The organism is Rothia uropygialis, assembly GCF_004137765.1.
GTDB lineage: Bacteria > Actinomycetota > Actinomycetes > Actinomycetales > Micrococcaceae > Rothia.
In genome coordinates, this window is record NZ_NOIS01000005.1 from 250,118 (window position 1) to 273,491 (window position 23,374).

The window sequence follows — 23,374 nt, forward strand, 5'->3', positions numbered from 1 at the left end:
GGTTCTAGATGCGCCCTTCTCGGCTCGATCCCGAGTCGGGGTGCTGATCGGCACTTTGGTTCCCGTGTGCGGCCGGATCCGGGTCGGACTCCTCGACGCCGGTGGCCGTTTCGGTGCCGTCCTGTCCGGCGGCTTCTCGCTCTTCCGCCTCACGGGCCATCGCATAGTCGAAACGGTTCTTGAGGCGACGTTGCCTCCGGGTGTGATCGAGAGCCACCAGGATGATCAGAACCGCCAGCAACAGTGTCAGCAGAAAGCCCACGACGCCGGGCGAGACCTGATTTGCGTCCAGCCCCGGTTTCAGGCTCGGCGACTCTCCGTCAGCGAGAAGTCCCGCGGAAAGGTGCACAACGGTAGAGCTGGCGTTCATCATGAGGCTTGATCATTTCCTAAACGAGTAGCCGGTGCCTGTTTGTAGTCGATGCCCTCGGCGAAGCTGAATTCCGGAAGTTCCGTCTCAACCCGGTTCGCGGCGAGCACGTAGTCTTCATACGGCCAGATCTCGCGCTGCAGGTCGTTGGTGACGGCGAAGAAGAAGCCGTCCGGGTCGACCTGAGAAACGTGCGATTTCAGGGCCTGGTCCCGGACGTCGAAGCAGTCCGAGCACGGAATCTGCGTCGTGGTCTGATGGCGCGAAACCGGCGGTGCACCTTCCGGCTCAGACTCGGTGAACATCGCGATGCGCTCGGCGAAAGGCGACTCCATGCCACGTTCTTCCAAGGCCTTGTGGAAAGCCAGAAAGCGGTCCACATTGAAGGCGCGGTCGTAATAGAGCTTGAGCGGCTCCCACGCGTCTCCCTCGGCGAGGTAGCGGCGAGGGTCGCCGGCGGCCTCCCACGCCTCGATGGCGACCTTGTGCGCCATGATGTGGTCCGGATGGGGATAACCGCCGTTCTCGTCATAGGCAAGGATCACATGGGGCTGGAATTCGCGGACCACTCGAATCAACGGAGCGGCCGCCCGTTCCAACGGGGTCTTCGCGAAGCATCCCCACGGCAGAGGAGGGAGCGGGTCGCCTTCCGGCAGTCCGGAATCCATGAATCCGAGCCAACGGTGCTCGACTCCGAGGGCTTCTCGGGCGCCTGCCATCTCTCGGTGCCTCAACCCTGCCAGATCCCAGTGCGATCTCGGGTTCTCCTCGACGCCTGGGTTCAGAATCGACCCACGCTCACCACCGGTACATGAGACAACCATCACCCGGGCTCCGCGACGTGCGTACGCAGCCATCGATGCCGCGCCCTTACTCGACTCGTCGTCAGGGTGCGCATGAACCGCGAGGATTCTCAGGCCGGTGTAGTCCGACTCCAGCTCGTGCTGTCCAGAGCGCTTCGCCTGTGTCGAGGCAGATTCTTGAGCGCTTGTCACGTACTGACACCTCATTCTTTTCGATACAGTAGAGAGTACTTCACGGTTCCCATCCGCAGCCCCCTACGCCTTTGCAGGGCTCTCGCGGGCGGGCCCGCAGACTATGGACAGGTTTTCCCAAAATTGACCACTTCCACTCTAGACCAGCGATACGGCAAGAACCGTTCTGCACGTCATCTCTCCAAACGTGCATGGTGGGGCATCGTCGCCGTGCTTGTAGTGCTGGCGGCTGTATTCGTGGCGTGGCTCGCGTACGGAAACTCACAAGCTCCGTCCTTCAAGGAAGTGAGCTTCGACGACTCCCGCGCTGATGCAGTCACGCTCGATTTCGAGCTGACCAAGGAACCTGATCAGCAAGTCACCTGCGCCGTTCAGGCTCTCAACGACCAGCACGCGATCGTGGGGTGGAAAGAGATCACTGTCGGCGAGGTCCCGGCCGATCAGCTGAAGAACAAGACCTCGACCCACAGGGTCAGCCTTCGCACTACCTCACAAGCCCATACGGCGACCGTGGACTCCTGCTGGAAGTCAAGCTAAAAGATTAGTTTTCAGTTCCGTGCGTCACTAGCTACAATTGAACCTTGACGTCTCCCGCCATGGGTTTGCCCTGGCGGGTTTTATCTATCCGTTCAGACGCCGTGTGGGGAGGTCAACCCCTTCCTCGCAGGAACCACCGTGAAAATCACGGCCGCGGCGTCGCACCAAGGAGACATCATGTCAGAAGAAACCACCGAAAATGGCACGTGGCTGACCCAGGAGGCTTTCGACCGCCTCCAGGCCGAACTCGATGATCGTGAGGGTCCCAAGCGCCAGGAGATCGTCGACCGCATCGAAGCTGCTCGCGAAGAGGGCGACCTGCGCGAGAACGGTGGCTACCATGCGGCCAAGGAAGAGCAAGGCAAGAATGAGGGCCGCATCGCCCAGTTGCGTTACTTGCTCGAGAACGCCGAAGTCGGCGCCAAGCCCGCGGACGACGGAGTCGTCGAATCCGGCATGCTTGTCGAAGCGGAAATCGGCGGCAAGAAGCTGACCTTCCTCCTCGGCAGCCGCGAGGTCGCCGAGACGCTCGTGGGCGACCAAGACATCCAGGTCTTCTCCGAGAAGTCCCCCATGGGCCAGGCCATCCACGGCCACAAGGTCGGCGACCAGCTGTCCTACAAGGCGCCCAACGGAAAGGACATTCAGTTGAAGGTCCTCTCGGCCAAGCCGTACTAGTCCATCCCTTCCAGACGTCATGAAAAATCCGGACCCGCTATCGGCGGGTCCGGATTTTTGTCGTCTCAGAGCGTCTGGGAGGCCGGTTGGCTCCCACGCACGCTACGTCGTCAGCCGACGACCATCGGTGTGAAGCCCTCGGCTTCGAGGGCCTGAAGCACTTCGTTGCTGTGCTCCTCCCCCTTTGTCTCCATGTCGATCGTGATGGACACGTCCCCCATCGACAGCGAGCCGCCGACGCGCGTGTGGTCCACACCTGTCACGTTTGCATCGCAGTCCGAGATGATACGGGAAATGTCGCGCAGCTCCCCCGGGTGGTCGGTCAACATGATCTTGACCGTCAGGTAGCGTCCTGCGGCCGAGAGACCCCGCTGGATCACCTTCAGCATCAGCATGGGATCGATGTTGCCGCCCGAGAGTAGGCACACGGTCGAGCCGAGGTTGCCGTATTTCTCGTTGAGTTTGCCATTCATCAAGGCGGCGACGCCGACGGCTCCGGCCGGTTCGACCACGAGCTTATTGCGCTCGATCAGGAAGATGAGAGCACGGGCGAGGTCGTCTTCGGATACCGTGACGACGTCGTCAACAAGCTCTTTGATGATGGAGAAGGGCAACTGGCCCGGACGGCCCACCGCAATGCCGTCTGCGATCGTCGAGACCTTCTTGAGAGGGACCAACGCGTCCGCGGCCAGGGACGGAGGATAGGCGGCCGCGTGCTCGGCCTGAACGCCGATCACTCGGATCTTCTTGCCGGTTCTGGCCTCATGGTTCTTGGCCGCTACGGCCACGCCGGCCAGAAGACCCCCGCCGCCGACGCCGGTGATGATGGTGTCAACCTCGGGCACTTGGGCGATGATTTCGGTGCCGAGCGTTCCCTGGCCCGCCACGATGTTCTTGTTGTCGAAAGGGTGAACGAACACCGCGCCCGTCTCGTCCGAGTATCGTTGAGCCTCGGCCAAGGCCTCGTCCACCGTGTCCCCGTGGAGGATGACCTCTGCACCGTGTCCTTGGGTCGCCGCTATCTTCGGCAGGGCCGCGCCCTGTGGCATGTAGATACGAGCGGTGATTCCCAATTTCGACGCTGCCAGCGCAACTCCTTGCGCGTGGTTGCCGGCGGAGGCAGCGACCACGCCCGCGGCCTTCTCCTCGTCGCTGAGCTGGGCTATACGGTTGTAGGCGCCTCGCACCTTGAATGATCCGGAACGCTGCAGGTTCTCGCACTTGAAATAGACCGGCGAACCAATCTTCCGTTCGAGCGCTCGAGAATGCGCGATAGGAGTCCTCTCAATGATCCCTTCCACAAGCTGGGCCGCTTGTTCTATGTCCTCGATCTGGACAGGGAGATTTTCCAAAGGGGTCACTGATCCATCCTTACTTCGGATACTGCCGTCATGGGCGTTGGCCCACTCACGACAAACTACTTTTCGTTGGACACCTGAGTCGAGGGCGATCCCTCGTCGTCCGCGTTCTGGACGTCCGGCGCATCGGTGTCGGCCGCGGGGGCTTTCGTGGAACCGTTGCTCTTGGAAAGCCTTTCCTTGACCTTCTGGGCCGCGGACTTCTTTTGAGCCCGTCGTATCTCCCACTCAAAGGCATACGGGGTGGTTCGAATATTGGGGTCGTCCTCCCATTCCCGGTTGGCCAGGTAACGGATCACGGTGTTCACCACAGCGAGAACAGGAACGGCGAAAAGCGCACCGATGATGCCCAAGACCATTGATCCGAGGGCCACCGCGAGCACAACCGCCAGAGGATGCAAGGAGACGGCTTTGCCCATGACGAGCGGCTGAAGAATGTGGGACTCGACTTGCTGGACCAGAAGTACCGCGGCCAGCATGATGACCGCGTTGATCGGTCCGTTGGCAATCAGGGCCAGCAATACGGCCACCGCGCCGGAGACGAGGGCACCGATAACCGGTATGAATGAGCTCAAGAAGACCAGGACGCCCAGAGGGAAAGCCAGCGGCACACCGAGGATCAGGGCGGCCAGTCCAATACCCAACGCATCGACAAACGCCACGAGGACCTGCACGCGGGTGTAGGAAACCAGAGAGTGCCATCCTCGGCGTCCGGCGCCGTTGACCGCCTGCCGGGCTTTGCGGGGGAAGAACTTGAGCATGAAGAGCCAGATCTTCTCTCCTTCGAGCAGGAAGAAGATCAGGGTGAACAACATGATCAGCAAACCGGTGCCGACTTCTCCGGCGGTCGAACCGACGGCCGCCGCACCGCTCATGAGCTGGCTGGAATTCTCCTTGGCCGTGGTGGTCAGCGAGCTGATGGCGTTGTCGACTTCGCCCACCGACAACTGCAGTGGCCCGTCGGAGAGCCACTGCATGAGTTCGTGATAGCCGGTGACGAGCTGGTCGGAGAGCTGGGAGAAGCCTTTGACCAGCTGCTGACCGACCAGGGTCAAAAGACCGAGGACCAGAACGATTCCGCCCAGTTCAACGATCGCGGTGGCGATACCGGCTCGCACTTTCTTCCCGCGAAGCCACAACACGAAGGGAGAAAGAAGCCCGGCAATCAATGCGGCCACCAGAACCGAAATAATCACGGTGCTTACCGAACGCGAGAGGAAGACGACGACACCCGCCATCGCCAGAATCACGATGATCCGCCACGACCAGGCGGCCGCGACATTGAGAGCGTATGGGATATCGGGCCCGGTCGATGGGCGTCCCGAGCCTCCGTTCTTGGCCCCACGGACTTCTGAGATGTTTTCTGCGGTCACGTTCGAACTCGAGTTCATAGATTTCATCATAGAGGTGATGGTGGTTCTTTCTCTGAAGACGGCACCGGGGCCTCACCTTTGAGGTGAGGCCCCGGTCGGTTTGGGAAACGTACCCGAATAAATGATTCCGCTAATTCCTCGGCATGAAGTAACTGAGGAGACGAAGAATCTCGACGTACAGCCACACGAGCGTGACAATCAAACCGAATGCGAGTCGCCAGGATTCCTTCTGGGGAACCCCCGCGCGCAGTGCGCCGTCGATCTGCTGAAAATCTTGGATGAGGCATGCGCAGGCCATGATCACGGCGAGCAAACCGATGATGATTCCCACGGGGATGCCGAAGATCGTGAAGTCGCGCATCGACGAGCCGGTGAAGGCGCCGAAAATCAGGTTTCCGACGATAAAGACCAGGTAGGCGACCATCCCGATGGCCAAGACCTTCGCGGTCTTGCCCGAGATCCGGACCCCGGCTTTCGCATAGAGGGCCAGCATGCCGAGGAATACCACCAGTGTTGATACGACGGCCATCAAGACGATGCCGCCGAACTGGGACTCGAATATACGAGAGATACCGCCGAGGAAGAGCCCCTCGCACACCGCGTAAGCCATCACTAGGGCTGGCGAAGTCTTACGCTTGAAGATCACGACCATCGCCAGGACGAATCCGATGATCCCGAAGAGAGCGGAAATTCCGCCCAGGAACCAACCGACGGCTCCGCCGACGGCAATCAGACCGAGCATGCTCAAAGTCTTGACCACGACGTCGTCCATGGTCGCCCGCTGCATATCCGCCGATGTTGCCGCGGGAGCGTTGTACATCTGATTCAAAGACGCGGCGCTCGGCGCCTGTTGCTGTGGGTCGCCCTGGGGCTGGCCATAGCGGTTCTGCCCGTACTGGCCCTGCTGCGGCTGTCCGGCGTAAGCATGGTCGGTTCGCTGCGCATCATTGTTCATGCGCCTGATCAGGGGATTTCCACGTCCCATGGGATTCCTCGATTCTCAAGCGGTGGTCCCCCGGGACGAGCGCACCGTGCCTGTGGCTCCGGCCGAAGCATACCCGGGATTTTTTCCATTCTACAGAATGGCGCGCCAGGACATCAGGGCAATACCGGCCATTCCGCTCTCGGGCGAGAAAATGATGGATATCTCTGGTGCCCCAGGTGGGACTCGAACCCACACTGAACGGATTTTAAGTCCGCTGCCTCTGCCGATTGGGCTACTGGGGCGAGACTCACCCCGCACTTTCACGCGAAAGTACGGGGTGGTGTCATTGGTCGTTCTCCGATATTACGGGAACTGAAGTCGGATCAGAGTCGAGCCTTCTCTTCCTTCGGAGCGGTTCCGGTTGCCTCTTGGAAGGGCAGCCGCGGGGAACGCTCATTGCGGATCGGGGAGGTGTCCCTGCCGAAGATCGTGCCCAGCAACCAGTTCGCGGCCACACGAGTGGTCCGCTCGACGGTCGGGATCGCCATGCCGTGGTATCCACGGTGCATGAGCCAGGCCACGGGTCCTTCGAAGGAACGGCCCTTGATGTTGGCAACGCCCTTGTAGACGCCCAAACCGGCCACGGCACCCAGATTCTCGTGGTAGTAGTCCTTGAGCTGTCCACCGTTGCGTGCGGCCAACAGGTTCTCGGCCAGCGTGACGGCCTGACGTGACGCGTGCTGAGCGTTGGGGACACAGAAGCCGCCCACGCCCTTGCCGGTCAGGTCCGGAACGGCAGCGTTGTCTCCGGCGGCCCAAGCACCCTCAAGGGCACCGTCGTCGCCGGTGACGCGCAGATCTGCGCCCACACGGACACGGCCGCGCTCATCGATCGGCAATGAGGAGTTCTTGAGGAACGGGGCGGCCATGACACCGGCAGTCCAGATCAGCGTCTGAGTCTCGACCTCACCGGCCGGCGACTTGTCGCCCATGTTGATCAGTTTGCAGGTGTCTCCGTCGACCTCGCCCAAGGAGGTATTCAACAGTACTTCGATGCCGCGCGAACGCAGGTGCGCGACCACCGACTCGGCGCGGTCCTCCGGGACCTCCGGCATGATCCGGCCCATGGCCTCGATCATCACGAAACGTAGGTCGGAAACGCGAAGGCGGGAGTTGCGGCAAACCGCGTCGCGAGCCATGTCCTCGAGCTCTGCGATGGTCTCTACGCCGGCGAAACCGCCGCCGACCACCACGAACGTCAGGGCACGACGGCGAGCCGCCTCGTCCTTGAGCAGGGACGCGGTTTCGATGCGGTCAAGCACCCAGTTACGAACGTGGACGGCTTCTTCGACGGTCTTCATGCCGATCGCGGCCTCGGCCAAACCAGGAATCGGGAAAGCACGGGTTACGGAACCGGCGCCGATCACGATCTGATCGTATTTGAGTTCGTAGGTGTCACCGTCGTCATTGCCGCGCACAATAGCGGTCTTCGACTCGTGGTCGACCTTCTCGACCCGAGCGCCCAAGATTTCGCAGTCCTGGAGGTGCTGGCGCAGCGGAACGGTTGCGTGGCGCCCCTCGATGCTGCCGGCGGCCACCTCGGGCAGGAACGGCTGGTAGGTCATGTACGGGTTGGGGTCGACCACGGTCACAACGCCGCCCGAAGCCTTGATGGCCTTCTGGATCTTGGTTGCTACGGTGAATCCGACGTATCCGCCGCCAACTATCAGAACGCGAGGGCGATCGTTCGCCACCTGGTTAAAAGACATGGTATAAATGCTACTCCCTTGAGATGTGTGGACTGCGATGGTCTCGAATCCCCATATTGCCATCCAAAACCTTACGCCGCTATCCGGGTTTCCGCCGCTTTATTGCCTACGCCCCCAGAAATCTGTACTTCTTTGATCTTCCAATACCCCTTGAGAGTTCCTGCCGCGTTTTCCCAGCCCAAGATATTCGGCCAGGACTCGCCTCGGAGGGTGAGGTGGCGAGCCCAGAATTCTCCGCAGTCTGGCGACGGTTCCGGCGGCCAGCAGCCACATCCAGCCGGCAACCGCGGCAATCAGCCCGATCGGCAGCAGAAGGTTCACATGTGGACCCGGGGCCGCCTCGGGGGCGGCGACTGGATCGATCTTCTCCCCCACCGTGTGTTCTTCCGCCGGAGGATCGCTGGGCTCGTCCGTGGGATCCGCCCGACGATGAATCTTCGCCCACGCGGCGACGGAACCCAACGGATTGTCTCGAACCCCCGAGACGTCTTCGTCTCGCGTCAGAGCGGCCATCGGATCGACGACCCCGTACCCGTATTGGGGATCACGGCCCGGCGGGCCCTGGTCTTTGGCCGTGTCGATGAGCCGCTTGATGATTTGGGCGGAGGACTCGTCGGGATACTTCTGCCTCATCAAGGCGAGAACCCCGGAGACCATCGGTGCTGAGGCCGATGTACCGGACCAGAGTCCGTATTTGTTCTCGGGCATTGCGCCGATGAGGTCCTCGCTCGGAGCCGCAACGGCGATCGAGATCCCTTGCGCCGAGGAATCCCACGATGCCTTTCCCTGGCGGTCCACGCCGCCCACTGAGAGTACCCCGGGGATAGTCGACGGCGCGCCAACCTGTGTCACCCCGGAGCCTCGGTTGCCCGCCGAGGCGACCACCACGGCATCGTGGTCCTGCGCATATTCGAAGGCCTGATCCCACGATTCCGGCCAATCGGTCTTTGACGAACCAACCGAAAGGTTGATGACTTTGGCACCCGAGTCAACGGCTTCCCGCACGGCTCGCGGAATCTGGTCTTCGACCGCGACGCCGCCGGGGTTCTGGGTTCCCAACCACGCAGAGATCGGGACGATGCTGGCTTCGGGAGCAATGCCGATCACGCCTGCGCCGTGCCCCGGCTCCCCTTTAGGAGCCTTGTTCGCATCGCGGCCTTCGTGTCCGTGCCCCGCTATCATCGACGCAACGAGGGTGCCGTGTTCGGGTTCGGCTCCGACCGGTTTCCAGCCGTCCGAGGTGCCTCCCTTGGACACGTCCTTACCCGACTCCACATTTCCCGTGAGGTCCTGGTGGTTTCCGTCCACGCCGGTATCGATCACGGCGACTTTGACGCCTTTGCCGGTCGTTTGTTTCCACGCGGAGCGGATGCCCAATTCGTCGAGCCAGTACTCGTGGTCCCTGACATCGTCGCCCTTGGGATGGGACGAGACGACCGGGACAACGGGCAATGGGCCCGGTTCCGCATGGGCAGACGTAACGGCAGTGACGGAGACAATTCCCGCTACCAGAGCCGCCGCCACAACCCGAAGACCGCGCTCGTGCCCCATGATGACTCAGGGCTTCTTCCGTGCAGCGGCGACGGACAGGGCGATACCGTCCAGGATGTCGTGTTCGCTCGCGGTGCACGTGGTTATGCGACCGTCAGTCAGTTCGGAAGTTCGTTCCGCAATACGTGCCCAGATCTGAGCGCCCGCACCGATCACGTCGACGCGGCCCTCATGCATGATCCCGAGTTCGGAACGTTCCTGACGTGTCATGTTGGTCAGTGCCCGCGCGGCCTCGGAGACCGCATCGATGCTCAGTTCGCTGCCGTGGATCCGATCCGGGTCGTATTCTTTGAGGCCGAGAGCCTGTGCGGTGACCGTTGTGACGGAGCCGGCCACACCGACCAGGCGCGTTGCGGTTCCGATCGCCACCGAATCGAGCGCCGTGGTGACGGCAACATCGACGTCGTCCAGGAGCCGCCGAACCTGGCCTTCGGTCGGCGGATTGGAGCTCAGGTGCCGCTCGGTCAACCGAACGCAACCTATATTGACCGACCGGGACGCGATCACGCCGTTCTCGTCCCCCAAGACGAATTCCGTGGATCCTCCTCCGACGTCGACGATCAAGTCCCGTCCGCTGTGGGCGGCCTGGATGGTCGCGGCGGCACCGTAAAAGGACAGCTCGGCTTCTTCCGAACCTGAGATGACTTCTGGAGCGACCCCGAGCCGCTCTGTGATTCCTTCGACGAAGGCATCACGATTGCCCGCGTCTCGGGTCGCACTCGTCGCGACCATGCGAACGTGTTTGACCTTGTGCTTCTTGATCAACGCCGCGTATTCCTCTGCGGCCGCGAAGGTCCGGTCCAGGGAAGCCTGTGCCAGCCAGCCGGTTGCGTCGACTCCCGCGCCCAACCGAACGACCCGCATTTGGCGGACGATGTCGGTGACCTTCGGGGGCATCCCCTCTGACGAATTCTTCTCGACGTCCGCGATGAGCAGGCGAATCGAATTGGTGCCGCAATCTATAGCTCCAACGCGCATAGTTGTCCGTGCTCCTTAGGCCTGTTCCGACGGTGACGATTCTTCGCGCCACGCTGGGTCGCAGGCGCATTGTTCGGGTGACCACCACTGCTCAATGGCATGCAAGGTCTCGTCCCCGAAGGGGTTGATTCCTTCGCCCACCGACAGTGTATGGCCGAGCACGGCGTGAAGGCATTTGACCCGTTGCGGCATCCCGCCGGCGGATATTCCAGCGATCTCCGGAACCGGGTCCGTGCCTGCTTTGAGACGCACCCGTTCGCGCTCGTCGAGGTAATTCTGGTGAGCAGCCTGATATGCCTTGGCCAATGCTTGGTCCCGCGTGATGCGGTCCGTCATGTCGTACATCAGGCCGGCGGCTTCCAACCGGGAAGCGGCCTGCGTAATGATCGGGTGGGCCAGATAGAAAACGGTCGGGAACGGCGAACCGTTCGACAATCGAGGTGCCGTCGCGGCAACCAGCGGGTTCCCGCAGACACACCGAGCCGGGATTTCGACGACGTCACGCACGCTCCGCCCCAACTCGCGCGAGAGTACGAGCAGATCCTGTTGGGTCGGGTCCAGGGTGGCCTGGCTGGCGCCGAATCCGCCGGGTTCTTGAGCGGCTGATTTCTGAGTCACCGAACTCCTTCTCGAGGTGCTGCTTTCACGGATTGTGCGTGGGTCATTTCGACGACTCCGACAGCGACGTCCACAGGTTCTCTCCCCACGAGGGCGGAGTCGACGTGGTCGCTTCGGCCGATGAGTCGTCGGCCTGGTCACTCTGCTTGTCCTTGCCCGTCACCACATACGGTGTTTCCCCCGGGTTGACGTAGAACAACCGTTCTCGGGCTTGCTGGCGGACGTAGTCGTCGTCGTTCCAGCGGTCATTCTGATCCTTGAGGTCCTGTTGCTCGTCCTTGAGGTGGGAAATATCCTGCTGCAAACTGTTGATCTCTGCCTGCTGGGCAAAGTACCGGTGCACCGTGGGGGCCAGAGGAACGACGAGGGCCAGGATGATCAGGAGCAGCAATACGGTCCTGCCTGAAAAAGTCCTGGCAGCTACGGGTGCTCGGGTGTCCTCGACGTCGCCCCAGTCCTCGCGACCGATTTGGTCCTCGTCAGAGGATTTGGGGTCGCGAAACGCAGTGCTTCCGCTCGGCTCGGCGCGCTCAACGACACGCTTCTGCCGCCACGATCCGAACCCTAGCGTCTGGGGTTCCCGCGACGGGGATTCGGAACGGGTCTCGTACGGTTCGCCCGTGAGATCGTTCGAGCTATCCGCCTTCTTGCGACGGAGACGGCGAGCCGCGGCTGAGAAGGGGTTCTTCATAGCGATCGGACCTCTCGAAGCAGGGGAAGGAGCTTTCGAACCCTCACTCTACCGAACGACGCCCCGCCCGTAAGAACCCGGCGGGGCGTCGTCATCGGATATCCGGCGTAGATACTACTCGGCGGAGAAACGCGGGAAAGCGGAGGCTCCGGCGTAAGTCGCCGCACCGCCCAATTCCTCTTCGATGCGCAGAAGCTGGTTGTACTTGGCAACCCGCTCCGACCGTGCCGGGGCACCGGTCTTGATCTGGCCGGCGTTGGTTGCCACGGCGATATCCGCGATCGTGGTGTCCTCGGTCTCTCCGGACCGGTGAGAAACCATGCAACGGAATTCGTTGGTCTGCGCCAGAGAAATCGCGTCGAAGGTCTCCGTCAACGAGCCGATCTGGTTGACCTTGACCAGCAGGGCGTTGGCGGCTCCGAGCTTGATGCCCTTGCCGAGCCGCTCGGGGTTGGTCACGAACAGGTCGTCACCGACGATCTGGACCTTCGCGCCGAGCTGCCGGGTGATGGTCTGGTAGCCGTCCCAGTCGTCTTCGTCGAGCGGATCCTCGATCGACACGAGCGGGTACGCATTGACGAGTTCGTCGTAGTAGGCCGTCATTTCTTGAGCGGTCTTGCGTCCGCCTTCGAAGGAGTAGGTGCCGTCTTCCTTGTTGAAGAATTCGGAAGAGGCGACGTCCAGGGCCAGAGCAACATCCTTGCCCGGCGTGTAACCAGCCTTCTCGATGGCCTCGAGGATCAGGTCGAGTGCGGCCCGGTTCGAATCGAGATTGGGAGCGAAACCGCCTTCGTCACCGAGGCCCGTCGCCAACCCGCGATCCTTCAGGACGGACTTGAGCGCGTGGTATACCTCCGCACCATAGCGCAAGGCTTCTGCGAAATTCGGCGCGCCGATCGGGGCAATCATGAATTCCTGGATGTCCACGTTGGAGTCCGCGTGAGAGCCACCATTGAGGATGTTCATCATCGGGACCGGCAGAACGTGGGCGTTGGGTCCGCCGAGGTACTTGTAAAGGGGCAGATCCGACGCTTCGGCGGCCGCACGGGCAACAGCGAGGGACACACCCAGAATTGCGTTGGCGCCCAGCTTGCCTTTGTTGTCGGTGCCGTCGAGCTCGAGCATCGCGGCGTCGACCACGCGCTGGTCCGTGGCGTCGAGGCCGATGACGACCTCAGAGATCTCCTCGATGACCGCCTTGACTGCGTCCAGGACACCTTTGCCCAGGTAGACGCTCTTGTCTCCGTCGCGGCGCTCGACCGCCTCGAACTCGCCCGTGGACGCGCCGGAGGGAACGGCGGCGCGACCGAAACTTCCGTCTTCGAGAAGGACCTCGACCTCTACGGTCGGGTTGCCTCGGGAATCGAGAATCTGACGGGCATGAACGTCGATGATGATAGCCATCTGGATGCTCCTAAAAATCGTGAAGGATGAATTGGCTTTTCTGTACCGAGCCTAGTGAGTTTGTGGGAAATTCTGAACTGCTCCCGCACGGTGGGGCCGTTCTCACTCCCCATACTATCCAATTCCCACATAAGCACACATATTCTCAGGCATTCCCACCTGAGGAATCTACGAAATGACGAACCGCGCGCCGCAACGCCTTTTCAGGATCCACGCCCCGTTCACGGGCATGAGCCACCACCCCCAGCAGGTGCCTGCCTATCTCTTCCTCGGCGTTATCCGTGGTTCCGGGCGCGATCGACTCCGGAGATATCTGAGTCTGCGGGCGATCATGGGCGGAGGAAGCCACGACTTCGGAGGAATGCACGCCGTCCTGGGTCTCGACCGCTTCGGGCAACGGCAAAGACGCCTTGGCAGCCTTGCTCAGTGTCTTCTCCGCGAGCGCCAGAGCCGGCAAGGCCGGTGGTATTCCGTCGAAAGGGCCTTTCCGCTCGGGCTTTTCGGCGCGTTTGAGCTCATCCCAACGCCGGGTAAGAGTTTCGAGCTCGTCACTGGCCAGAGTCCGCTCTCCGACGGGGTCGTCGTCAGCGACGGCGAATCCCCCGAATACGTGGGGATGCCGTCGGATCAATTTGTCATTGAGCCCTCGGATGACGTCCACGATTCCGAAACCGCCGTGTTCCGAAGGAACTTCTTCCGCGACCCTCGCGTGGAAGACCACTTGGAGGAGCACATCACCGAGCTCTTCCTGCAGAAGTGCACGGTCGACTCCGTTCGGTGCCTCGATGGCCTCGACGACTTCGTAGGACTCTTCGATCAGGTAACGGACCAAAGAAGCATGTGTCTGTTCGCCGTCCCAGGGGCAACCGCCCGGCGACCGCAGGCGATCCATGATGGCAATGAGCTCTTCGAAAGCCGCAGTCGGGGTTTCGGTCGCGAGTTCCGGCCCATCGGACTTGCTTTTCGGCATCTGCGATTTGGTCATGAACCGACCTCCGGGAATGTGGAGTATCCGGCCAACACGCGGTCGACGAGGTCGTTTCTTTCATCCAACGGCAGGAATGCGCTTTCCGCCGCGGTCAACGTGACACTCAGGAAATCGTCGCGTTCATATCCGAACTCATGAGCTAGTTTCAAAAATTCGCTTGTCATCGATGTGCGGGACATCAATCTGTTGTCCGGATTGATGGTCACGGCGAAACCGAGGCTCCTCAGCAGTTCGACGGGGTGTTCCCGGTATTTCCTGGCCCAGACGGTCGACGAATCCCCTCTCCTCGCCGCGACCCCGATATCGCTCATCCGAGGGGCAGCGTCGGTCTGAAGATTCGAACAGGGGCAGATCTCGAGCGGGATGCGCCGGTCCCTGACCCACGCCGCGACTTCTCCCATCGAGTACAGCGAGGTCGCAGGCACCAAGGAGACATCGTGGCTATGCGGTAGACGTGCCACATTGTCCGCGAGCGCGGAGTGACCCTGCCGGCGAGTCAGGTCTTCGACAATACGGACCCCGTGGCCGAGCCGTGCGGCCCTGCCCTCGTGGAGAGCCCGACGTATTGACTCGACACCGTCGGCTTCTCCTGCGTGCAGGGTGACCTGCAGGAAATGCTGCGCGCAGTAGTCCAAGGCCTCGCGGTGCAGTTCGGCGGAGAAACCGAGTTCGGGGCCCGCAAGGTCGAATCCGACGACGCCGCTCGATCGGTTCCGCACGGCGGCCTGTGCGACTTCCAGGGAACGATCGTTCTGCCGCATCGCGCAGAGGATCTGACGAATCGAGATGATGTGCCCGCGGTCCGCGGCCTCCGATTCCCCGGCAACGATCCCGCGCTCTACCGCATGGATCGCGGCGTCGAGGTCCAGCCCGTGGCCGAGGTGTTGCTCGGGCGCCCAGCGCACCTCACCGTGAATGATGCCGTCCGCGGCGGCGTCGAGCACGTATTCCCTGGCGACTCTTTCGAGCGCCTCGGCGGTGCGCATCACGCCCACGGTGTGCTCGAAAGTTTGGAGGTAGCGAGCAAGGGACCTCGAATCCGCTGCTTCTGCGAACCACCGTTCGAGTCGGGCCGGGTCGGTACACGGAAGTTCGTGCCCGACCTCGGCGGCCAGCTCGATCACTGTCTGCGGGCGCAAGGAACCGTCCAGGTGATCATGCAGACATACCTTCGGTAGGGCGGCAATCCACCCTTCGTCATAAGCGGTATCGAAGAGCGGCGTCACAACCTGCGCGCTCATTGCGCAGCTCGCCGGCGGGTCCGTACTGTCATTCTCCGCTCAGAGACTCCACTGAGTCAGCGCATCGGTCATGTGCTCGGGGATGTTTGCCCCGGTGCGGGGGAACATCCGGAGTTCCTCAATGTATTGCTGGGCCGGGAGGCGATCCTTGTACTTGACGAAGCTTTCTTCGTCCTCGTAGGAGAACGAAACCTGGGGAGGAACACCGGGGGTGAAGCGGAACATCATCGCGATCGGTGAACCCGCACCCTCTTGGTACGAATCCGACTTGAGCTCCAGGATGTGGAGGGCCTCTTCGGGAACGAGATCGAAGGTCTTGCGCTGATCCCAGAAACCATTGCGGCGAACATGGGTCAGAGCATCGTAGTAGGAGCCGAGAGCGCGCACGCGGACGAGCACCGTCGAGACATCACGGGCCGTACCGTTTGCACCGAAGAGAGTCTTCTGGGCTTCGCCCATGCGGTGCAGGACGTCGGCCTCCGTCAGGACCAGGTTGCCCGGTGCGAGCTGCGTGGTCGATGGCTTCTGCGGAGCGGACTGGCCCGAGCTGGAGAAGGACGGCGCGACATCGGTCTGATCTGCTGTGGACGGCACGGAATCCGGCAAATCGGCGGCTACTGCGGAGGGAGCACCGGTCTCGGGGCGGTTTTCCTCCTCTTCCCAATGGGAGTCCTCGACCACGGCGGGAACCGGTTCGGCCGTCGACTGACCGTCTGTCGTCGCCGTCTTCGCGCCCTTGTCAACGTCTTTGACGGACGGGGCCGCCTGGTGCGCGGCCGTTTCTTCGCCCTGTTTCGAGTCCTTGCCCGAATCGGCCACAGCGGCCGCGGTTCCACCAGCGGCCGCACCGCCCAGGGCAGCGCCTCCTACGGCGACGCCGGAAGTCGAGTCGGCCTGTTTCTTCGATCCTTTGGCGTTGGCCTCGGAAAAAGAGCTGCTCGTCTGCGCTGACGAGGAGGTCTTGGCGGCATCCTCCGAATCACTCGAGGCGTCCGTGACGGCCGAGGTCTTCTCGGTTCCGGAAACTACGGTTGCGCTCGACTCGTTCGAGGTCGTGGGCTTGGCCCTGGAATCGGATCCCTCGGGCGTACCGAGAACCGAGGGCTTGGACGGTGAGGAGCTCGTCTGGTCACCCCCGGATTTGCGCGCTTCGGCGTCGTCCGCCACGGCGCTGAGGGCTTCGCTACGGTCCTTCTCAACGGACGGGGTGGCCTGGGTTGACGGCTTGGCGGTGGTCGATGCGGCAGCACCGGCGGCTCCCCCGGCGACGGCGCCGGTCGCGGCGGCCTTACCGGCTTCCGACCGTCCCGACTCCTGGCTGGCCTCTGCATCGACCGAGGTCGCTTCACCGCCGCGCGAGAGCGTGGTCGGAACGGTCTGCGTGTAGGCCTCGCGGGCCTGCTCATCCGAGTTCGGGTAGGTGTACTCGATTTCGACCGACCGCTTTCCGTTCCTGACCGAGGAAATCATGATCTCAGCGCGCCGCCAGGGTCCGTTCTCGCTGGCCTGCGCCGCCGTGTAGAGCTTGGCCACCGGGTCGAACCAGGTGGACTGGGTATCCACGGTGGTTTTGCGCTCAGGCTTTTCGCTGGGATCCATCACGGCGGTCATTTCATTGCCATGCTGGTTCAGCTGGAGCGTGGCGACCCTGTTGGACTCCATCATCGTGACGATTTCGGGAAGACCATTCGTCTTCGGCAGCTCGGGGCGGTCCGGTAGGGCGCGGACCTCTGAGCTCGACGGTGTTTCTTCCTGCCGCCCCGCGTCGTTCAGCTCGTCGTCTGAACGCCGCACGGCGTCGTCGTCTGAGTTCTTGCGGAAAAGCTTGAAAGCCACGACTCACCTTGTTTTCTGCGCCCCCGTGAGGCGCCTCGAGATATGCCTCAGTCGATCGAGACATGAATGTTGAACCCTATTCTGCCGACAGTCTATCGAGGATCAGGCGCCTTTCGACATCGGCCGGGCCGGACTGGGCAATCTTAAAGCTGCCATTCAGAGTATTCAGGGCTCTTTCGAAGCGCTCCGGTGTGTCCGTCAGCAGGGTCATCAGGGGTTGACCCTCGGCGACGTGGTCGCCGGGCTTTGCGTGAAGACGCACGCCCGCGCCGGCCTGCACGGGGTCTTCCTTGCGGGACCGCCCTGCACCCAGCCGCCACGAAGCCACGCCGACCGAAAGCGCGTCCAAACTGTGTAACGTACCGGTTTCCGGTGCCTTGATCACGTGCGATTCGCGTGCGACGGGGAGCGCCGCGTCCGGGTCTCCGCCCTGGGCCCGGATCATATTCTTGTAGATGTCCATGGCCCGTCCGTCCGCGAGAGCCTCGGCCGGGTCCTCGTCGACCCCCGATGCGAGCAGCATTTCGCGAGCCAATGCGACAGTGAGCTCCACGACGTCCTCCGGCCCACCGCCCGAGAGTACCTCGACGGATTCCTCGACCTCGATCGCGTTGCCCACGGTCAGGCCGAGCGGCGTCGACATATCCGTCAACAATGCGCTGGTCCGAACGCCCGATTCGTCTCCGAGGGCGACCATGGTGCGAGCCAGTTCGCGGGCGGACTCCTCATCCTTCATGAACGCGCCGGATCCGACCTTGACGTCCAGGACCAAGGAATCCGTGCCCTCGGCGATCTTCTTGGACATGATGGATGAGGCAATCAGGGGTATGGCTTCTACCGTCCCGGTGACGTCCCGGAGCGCGTAGAGTTTCTTGTCCGCCGGGGCAAGGCCCGTTCCGGCCGCACAGATGACGGCCCCGATGCTTCCCAGGATCTTCATCATGCGCTCATTGCTGACGGAAGCCTGCCATCCGGGGATCGATTCCAATTTGTCCAGCGTCCCGCCGGTGTGACCCAGCCCACGACCGGACAACTGGGGAACGGCGATCCCGTAGACGGCCACGAGTGGGGCCAGAGGCAACGTGATTTTGTCACCGACGCCGCCCGTCGAGTGCTTGTCCGCGGTAGCGATCTTGCCCGTAGGGCCGAGGATCGCAGAGAAGTCCAACCGTTCTCCGCTTGCGATCATGGCTCGCGTCCAACGAGCGATCTCTTCGCGTCTCATGCCGTTGAGGTAAATCGCCATCGCCAGCGCGGACATTTGTTCCTCCGCGACTGCACCCCTGGTGTACGCATCCACGACCCAGTCGATCTGTTCGTCGCTGAGTTCCTGTCCGTCTCGTTTGGCGCGGATGACGTCGACCGCGTCGAATGCTTCGCTCATTGCTCTGTGTCCTTTGCTCTTCGACTGGGGTGTTCCCTGCGTGCGGTTCACCGAAGGGGCGTGCTCACCGGTCCGAGTAACCAGCGATGTCCTGCGGCCCGAAGGCCTGGGGCAGCACCCGGTCCATGCTCCATGGGCCCTTCGGCGTCAGAATCTGCATATCAGGTGCCCGGTGCTCGTACAGCAGCTGCCGGCAGCGTCCGCAGGGCATAATGACGTCTCCCGGCTCGTTGACGCAGACGAATGCTGACAATTTGCCGCCCCCGGTCCGGAACAGATCCGAAACCATGGAGCATTCCGCGCAGAGGGTCACCCCGTATGCGGCATTTTCAATATTGGCGCCGACGACGATCCGGCCGTCTTCGACCCGCCCCGCAGCACCTACCGGAAAACGGGAATACGGACTGTAAGAGTGCTCGAGCGCCTGATGGGCCGCGTCCAGCAGGGACCTCCACACGGAATCATCGGCAGAAAACAAAGGCTGGTTCATCGTTTCTACTCCTTGACGTACGGGACGCCGCTTGCGGCCGGACCGCGCGACCGGCCGACAAGCCCAGTCACTGCCGCGATCGTGACGAGGTACGGAAGCATCGCGAGGAATTGGCTCGGAACCGTTGTTCCCAGGAGAGACAACACGGACTGCAAATTGGTCGCAAATCCGAATAGGAGGGCCGCAAACAGTGCGCCGAAGGGACGCCAGCGGCCGAAAATCAGGGCTGCCAGCGCGATATACCCCTGACCAGCGGTCATGTCCTTATTGAAGGAAGACACCGAGACGAGGGTGAAGAAGGCGCCGCCCATGCCCGCAACGGCGCCGGCGAGAAGCACGTTCCAGAAGCGCAATAGGTTGACCTTGACGCCCAATGTGTCCGCCGCCTTCGGGTGCTCGCCGACGGCCCTCGTCCGCAACCCCCACCGAGTCTTGGTCAGCCCGTACCAGATCAGGAACACGACGACGTACATCAAGTACACGATCACGGATTGGTCGAAGAGGACCGGGCCGACGACCGGAATCTTGGAGAGGAACGGAATCGAAAAACTGGGCAGATGCTCCGGAGCGTTGAGACCGACATTGGACCGAGAGAGAACGGTCGAGTACAGAAAGCCCGTCAGTCCGGAGACCAACACGTTGACAACGACGCCGACGATCACCTGATTGACCAGATACTTGATCGAGAAGATCGCGAGGATGAGGGAAACGAGGACCGCGCCGAACATTGCCGCAACCAGACCGACCCAGGCATTGTGCGCCACGGAGCCTGCGACGGCGGCGGCGAAAGCACCGAAAAGAAGCTGCCCTTCAATCGCAATGTTCACGACGCCGCTCCGCTCACAGAGCAGCCCGGACATCGAACCGAAGATCAGCGGCACCGCGAGTGTCAGCGAACCGCCCAGCAGGCCAGGCAAGGACAAACTATTGCTGTCCGCGTGACTCACCGCCCAGACGAGCATCGCGATCACGAATGCTGCCCAGAAAACGACAGCGCACCACTTGGGAACTTTGCGGCCACGCGTGCCGAGCACCCAAGCGATCACGGCCATCATAGCGGTCACGGTTCCGAGGACCCAGCCGGTGGGGGTCGCAGCAAGTTGAACATCACCCAACCTGATCGCATCCCCCGACTCCGACAACCGGAAGACTACGGTGTCCTCGATCGAATTGAGACCGCACACCACCAGGGTGACCACGGCCAAAACCGTGAAGATGACGGCGTTGCGCCACTGACGCACGATCGCCGTGGGAGCTGCTTGCCGGGACGAGCCGGAGGGATTCGTTGATTCCTGAACGGAGGTGCTCACTGGGTGGCTCCTGCCTTCCGTGCGGCGGGCATGTGGCGCTTGGCTTTGCGGGTTTTCGAAGGGTCGGGCAAGCGGAAGATCGCCCGTACGAGCGGCGGAGCCGCGATGAAGAGGACGATCAGGGACTGGACCACCAGAACGATATTGATGTTGGTTCCCGTATTGGTCTGCATGGCGACACCGCCGGCGCGAAAAGCGCCATAGAGCAAACCGGCCCAGAACGTTCCCCACGGGGTCGAACGGCCCAGGAGCGCGACGGTGATTGCGTCGAATCCGAAGGAAGCGGCGACGTCGCCGGTCAAGACCTTTTCCGTACCTGAAATCTGCGATACGCCCGCCATCCCGGACAGACCACCAGACATCAGCATGACGATGATGTAGCCGGCGGTCACGTTGATGCCGGCCGACTTCGCCGCCTCGGGATTGGCCCCTACGGCACGGAGCCTGAAGCCGATCGTTGAACGATTGATCATCCAGGAGACCAGGAGGACCGCGAGAACCGCCAGCACGAAGCCCCAGTGCAATCGGAAGGAATCACCGAACATCTTGGGCAGCTGCGCGCTGGAATCAATCTGTGGAGAAATGGGGTTCGTGGATCCCGGGCGCTGGAACCCCGGCGTCGTCAGCAAGTACAACACCAGGTTGAGTGCAACGTAGTTGAGCATGATGCACAGAATGACCTCGTGAGCACCCGTCTTGGCCTTGAGAAGCCCCACGAGCCCTCCCCAGATCGCGCCGCCGATGACGCCACCGAGTACGACGAGCAGCAGGTGAATCGCCATGGGCAAGTGCCAGCTGAACCCGATGTAGCCCGCAACGATTGCACCGAGGATGATCTGGCCTTGTGCGCCAATGTTGAACAGGCCGGACCGGAAGGAAATCGCCACACCCAGACCGGCAAAGATCAGTGGAGTCGCAATAGTCAGTGTTTCGGTAAGCGGATAGATTTTGTCGACAAAAGTCTCACCGTGCGGATTGAAGATCGCGCCTTCGAACAGCGCGGCGTACGCGGTGCTGGAGGCTTTCCATGCGGCCTCGAAAGTGTCGCTGGGACGGTTGAAGAAGTAGTTCATCCGGGTCAGCACGCGCTGGTCCGTGAAAATGATGAGCAGCCCACCGACGATCAGAGCGGCGATCAGTGCGGCCGCGGACAGGACGAGGGGTGAGGACGTAATCCGGTACGCCAGCGACGGTTTCTCCGGCCCGGTGGCCCACGGAGGCGTTACCGGGCTCGGCGAGGACTGTGCTTCCGGCGTTGCTCCCAAGCCGTCGGCCGGGGCCGCAACGGGCTGCTGTGATTCGGTCGAGCTCATGCGTGCTCTCCTTCGACGGTGATCTGGGCGGTGTGGTCCTGGTCTTCGGAGAAGGCTTCCTCGGCGGTCGCGCCGGCCATCATCTGACCGAGGACTTCCCTGGGGGTATCCGGCCCCACGATCCCCATGAGCCTTCCGTGGTGGAATACGGCGATCCGATCCGCCAAGGCGTAAACCTCGTCGAGCTCGGTCGAGACAATTATTACGGGGGTACCGGCGTCGCGCTCCGCGACGATCCTTTCGTGGATGAATTCGATCGACCCAACGTCGACGCCGCGGGTCGGTTGCGAGGCGATGAACAGTTTCAGAGGACGGGACAGCTCCCTGGCGACCACGACCTTCTGCTGATTGCCGCCGGAAAGGGTCGCGACCTGGTCGCTGACCGCGTTCATCCGGATGTCGAAAGCAGCGGCTTTCTCTCGGGCGTTGGACCGTATCGCTCCTCGTCGGAGCGAGGGCCCCGCGGAAAACTTCTTGTGGTCGAATTGGTTCAGGACCAGGTTCTCCTCGATGCTGAACGTACCGACGAGCCCGTCGACCATCCGGTCCTCGGGGACGAAGCCGACTCCAGATTCGATGATCCTCTTGGTCGAGGAACCCAGCAAGTTCTTGCCGTCCAGCATGATTTTGCCCGAGGCTTTGGGGTGCAGCCCCAGAACTGTCTCCGTGAATTCCGTCTGTCCGTTGCCTTGGACGCCCGCAACCGCGACGATCTCGCCTCCGCGGACGTCCAGGTCGATGTCGTCGAGGACCTTGACTCCGGAATCAGCGACCAAGGAGAGTCCTCGGACGCAGAAGCGGGAGTCACTGTACTGCGGTTCTTCCTTGGCGACCGTCAGGTTGACATCGTGACCGACCATCATGGACGCCAATTGCGTGGTCGACGCCGTGGGTTCCACGGTTCCGACGACCTTGCCCCGTCGGATCACGGTGATCTCGTCCGATACGGCGCACACCTCGCGCAATTTGTGCGATATGAACAACAAGGATTTGCCGTCGTCTCGCAGCTGAGCCATGATCGCGAGCAATTCGTCCGTCTCCGCGGGAGTCAGAACCGCGGTGGGTTCGTCCAGGATCAGGATTTCAGCGTCCCGGACGAGTGCTTTGATGATCTCCACGCGCTGCTGGACTCCGACCGGCAAGTCCTCGACGACCGCGTCCGGGTCGACACGGAATCCGTACCGGTCCGAGATTTCGCGGATCTTGCGTCGGGTCTGATCCAGATCCAGGCTCAGGCCGCGCATCGATTCTGCCCCCAACGCGATATTCTCCGCGACCGTGAATACGGGGACCAACATGAAATGCTGGTGGACCATCCCGATCCCGGCGCGCATCGCGTCGCCAGGTCCGGAGAACCTCACCTTGCTCCCGTCGATCAGGATCTCGCCGGCGCTGGGTTCGTACAATCCGTAGATCACGTTCATGAGCGTCGATTTGCCGGCGCCGTTCTCCCCGAGAAGGCAATGGACGGTTCCCGGCTGCACAGCCAGGTCAATGGAGTCGTTCGCTGCAAAAGTGCCGAAACGCTTGGTCACGGACCGCAATTCGAGTTTCATCGTCGGGGT

General features: G+C 62.1%; 21 protein-coding genes and 1 tRNA gene. 2 read left to right on the forward strand and 20 right to left on the reverse strand.

Going from position 1 to position 23,374, the window contains the following annotated elements; genetic code table 11:
* Positions 1-4 precede the first annotated feature (4 nt).
* Both EWV35_RS12230 and mca read right to left on the reverse strand, forming a co-directional pair.
* Positions 5-373, reverse strand: coding sequence for a hypothetical protein (locus EWV35_RS12230; protein ID WP_193554110.1), 369 nt, complete (start codon positions 371-373; stop codon positions 5-7).
* A complete protein-coding gene (gene mca, locus EWV35_RS12235; RefSeq protein WP_238654530.1) occupies positions 370-1,308 on the reverse strand; it encodes a mycothiol conjugate amidase Mca in 939 nt (312 codons plus the stop codon). The genes EWV35_RS12230 and mca overlap by 4 nt, the downstream gene beginning before the upstream one ends.
* Positions 1,309-1,488: 180 nt before the next feature.
* Between mca and EWV35_RS12240 the strand changes: the two genes are divergently transcribed.
* Both EWV35_RS12240 and greA read left to right on the forward strand, forming a co-directional pair.
* Positions 1,489-1,902: a DUF4307 domain-containing protein gene (locus EWV35_RS12240; RefSeq protein ID WP_165168566.1), complete on the forward strand. Its 414-nt coding sequence runs from the start codon at positions 1,489-1,491 to the stop codon at positions 1,900-1,902.
* A gap of 177 nt (positions 1,903-2,079) precedes the next feature.
* A complete protein-coding gene (gene greA / locus EWV35_RS12245) occupies positions 2,080-2,580 on the forward strand; it encodes a transcription elongation factor GreA (RefSeq protein ID WP_129662274.1) in 501 nt (166 codons plus the stop codon).
* A gap of 110 nt (positions 2,581-2,690) precedes the next feature.
* Here the strand turns inward: greA and ilvA are convergent, their stop codons facing one another.
* The 18 genes from ilvA to EWV35_RS12335 all read right to left on the reverse strand — a co-directional run bounded on the left by ilvA (position 2,691) and on the right by EWV35_RS12335 (position 23,365).
* Positions 2,691-3,941, reverse strand: a complete 1,251-nt coding sequence (ilvA, locus tag EWV35_RS12250; RefSeq protein ID WP_129662275.1) for a threonine ammonia-lyase — start codon at positions 3,939-3,941, stop codon at positions 2,691-2,693.
* A gap of 56 nt (positions 3,942-3,997) precedes the next feature.
* Positions 3,998-5,329, reverse strand: a complete 1,332-nt coding sequence (locus tag EWV35_RS12255) for an AI-2E family transporter (protein WP_129662276.1) — start codon at positions 5,327-5,329, stop codon at positions 3,998-4,000.
* A gap of 112 nt (positions 5,330-5,441) precedes the next feature.
* A complete protein-coding gene (locus EWV35_RS12260; protein WP_129662277.1) occupies positions 5,442-6,296 on the reverse strand; it encodes a Bax inhibitor-1/YccA family protein in 855 nt (284 codons plus the stop codon).
* A gap of 165 nt (positions 6,297-6,461) precedes the next feature.
* Positions 6,462-6,538, reverse strand: a tRNA-Leu gene (locus tag EWV35_RS12265).
* 81 nt (positions 6,539-6,619) lie between these two features.
* A complete protein-coding gene (locus EWV35_RS12270) occupies positions 6,620-8,005 on the reverse strand; it encodes an NAD(P)/FAD-dependent oxidoreductase (protein WP_129662278.1) in 1,386 nt (461 codons plus the stop codon).
* Between the two features lie 99 nt (positions 8,006-8,104).
* Positions 8,105-9,556: a S8 family serine peptidase gene (locus EWV35_RS12275; protein ID WP_129662279.1), complete on the reverse strand. Its 1,452-nt coding sequence runs from the start codon at positions 9,554-9,556 to the stop codon at positions 8,105-8,107.
* A gap of 6 nt (positions 9,557-9,562) precedes the next feature.
* A complete protein-coding gene (locus EWV35_RS12280) occupies positions 9,563-10,534 on the reverse strand; it encodes a Ppx/GppA phosphatase family protein (RefSeq protein WP_129662280.1) in 972 nt (323 codons plus the stop codon).
* A gap of 15 nt (positions 10,535-10,549) precedes the next feature.
* Positions 10,550-11,152, reverse strand: coding sequence for a DUF501 domain-containing protein (locus EWV35_RS12285; RefSeq protein WP_238654490.1), 603 nt, complete (start codon positions 11,150-11,152; stop codon positions 10,550-10,552).
* A 43-nt stretch (positions 11,153-11,195) separates the two neighbouring features.
* A complete protein-coding gene (locus EWV35_RS12290; protein ID WP_129662281.1) occupies positions 11,196-11,843 on the reverse strand; it encodes an FtsB family cell division protein in 648 nt (215 codons plus the stop codon).
* A gap of 114 nt (positions 11,844-11,957) precedes the next feature.
* Entirely contained in the window at positions 11,958-13,247 is a 1,290-nt protein-coding gene (gene eno / locus EWV35_RS12295; protein ID WP_129662282.1) for a phosphopyruvate hydratase, read from the reverse strand.
* A 145-nt stretch (positions 13,248-13,392) separates the two neighbouring features.
* Positions 13,393-14,232, reverse strand: coding sequence for a MazG family protein (locus tag EWV35_RS12300; RefSeq protein ID WP_238654492.1), 840 nt, complete (start codon positions 14,230-14,232; stop codon positions 13,393-13,395).
* Positions 14,229-15,476 (reverse strand): adenosine deaminase, encoded by a 1,248-nt coding sequence (locus EWV35_RS12305; protein ID WP_129662283.1) that lies wholly within the window; start codon positions 15,474-15,476, stop codon positions 14,229-14,231. Before EWV35_RS12305 ends, EWV35_RS12300 begins: the two co-directional genes overlap by 4 nt.
* A 39-nt stretch (positions 15,477-15,515) precedes the next feature.
* Positions 15,516-17,312 carry a hypothetical protein gene (locus EWV35_RS12310; protein WP_129662284.1) on the reverse strand — a complete coding sequence of 599 codons (1,797 nt, stop codon included), beginning with the start codon at positions 17,310-17,312 and terminating at the stop codon, positions 15,516-15,518.
* 76 nt (positions 17,313-17,388) lie between these two features.
* Complete coding sequence (locus tag EWV35_RS12315; protein ID WP_129662285.1) at positions 17,389-18,696, reverse strand: thymidine phosphorylase; 1,308 nt, start codon at positions 18,694-18,696, stop codon at positions 17,389-17,391.
* A gap of 64 nt (positions 18,697-18,760) precedes the next feature.
* Complete coding sequence (locus EWV35_RS12320) at positions 18,761-19,186, reverse strand: cytidine deaminase (RefSeq protein ID WP_129662286.1); 426 nt, start codon at positions 19,184-19,186, stop codon at positions 18,761-18,763.
* A 5-nt stretch (positions 19,187-19,191) separates the two neighbouring features.
* A complete protein-coding gene (locus EWV35_RS12325; RefSeq protein ID WP_129662287.1) occupies positions 19,192-20,496 on the reverse strand; it encodes an ABC transporter permease in 1,305 nt (434 codons plus the stop codon).
* Positions 20,493-21,809: an ABC transporter permease gene (locus EWV35_RS12330; RefSeq protein WP_129662288.1), complete on the reverse strand. Its 1,317-nt coding sequence runs from the start codon at positions 21,807-21,809 to the stop codon at positions 20,493-20,495. The genes EWV35_RS12325 and EWV35_RS12330 overlap by 4 nt, the downstream gene beginning before the upstream one ends.
* On the reverse strand, positions 21,806-23,365 hold the full coding sequence (locus EWV35_RS12335) for an ABC transporter ATP-binding protein (RefSeq protein ID WP_129662289.1): 1,560 nt from the start codon (positions 23,363-23,365) through the stop codon (positions 21,806-21,808). Before EWV35_RS12335 ends, EWV35_RS12330 begins: the two co-directional genes overlap by 4 nt.
* Positions 23,366-23,374 lie beyond the last annotated feature (9 nt).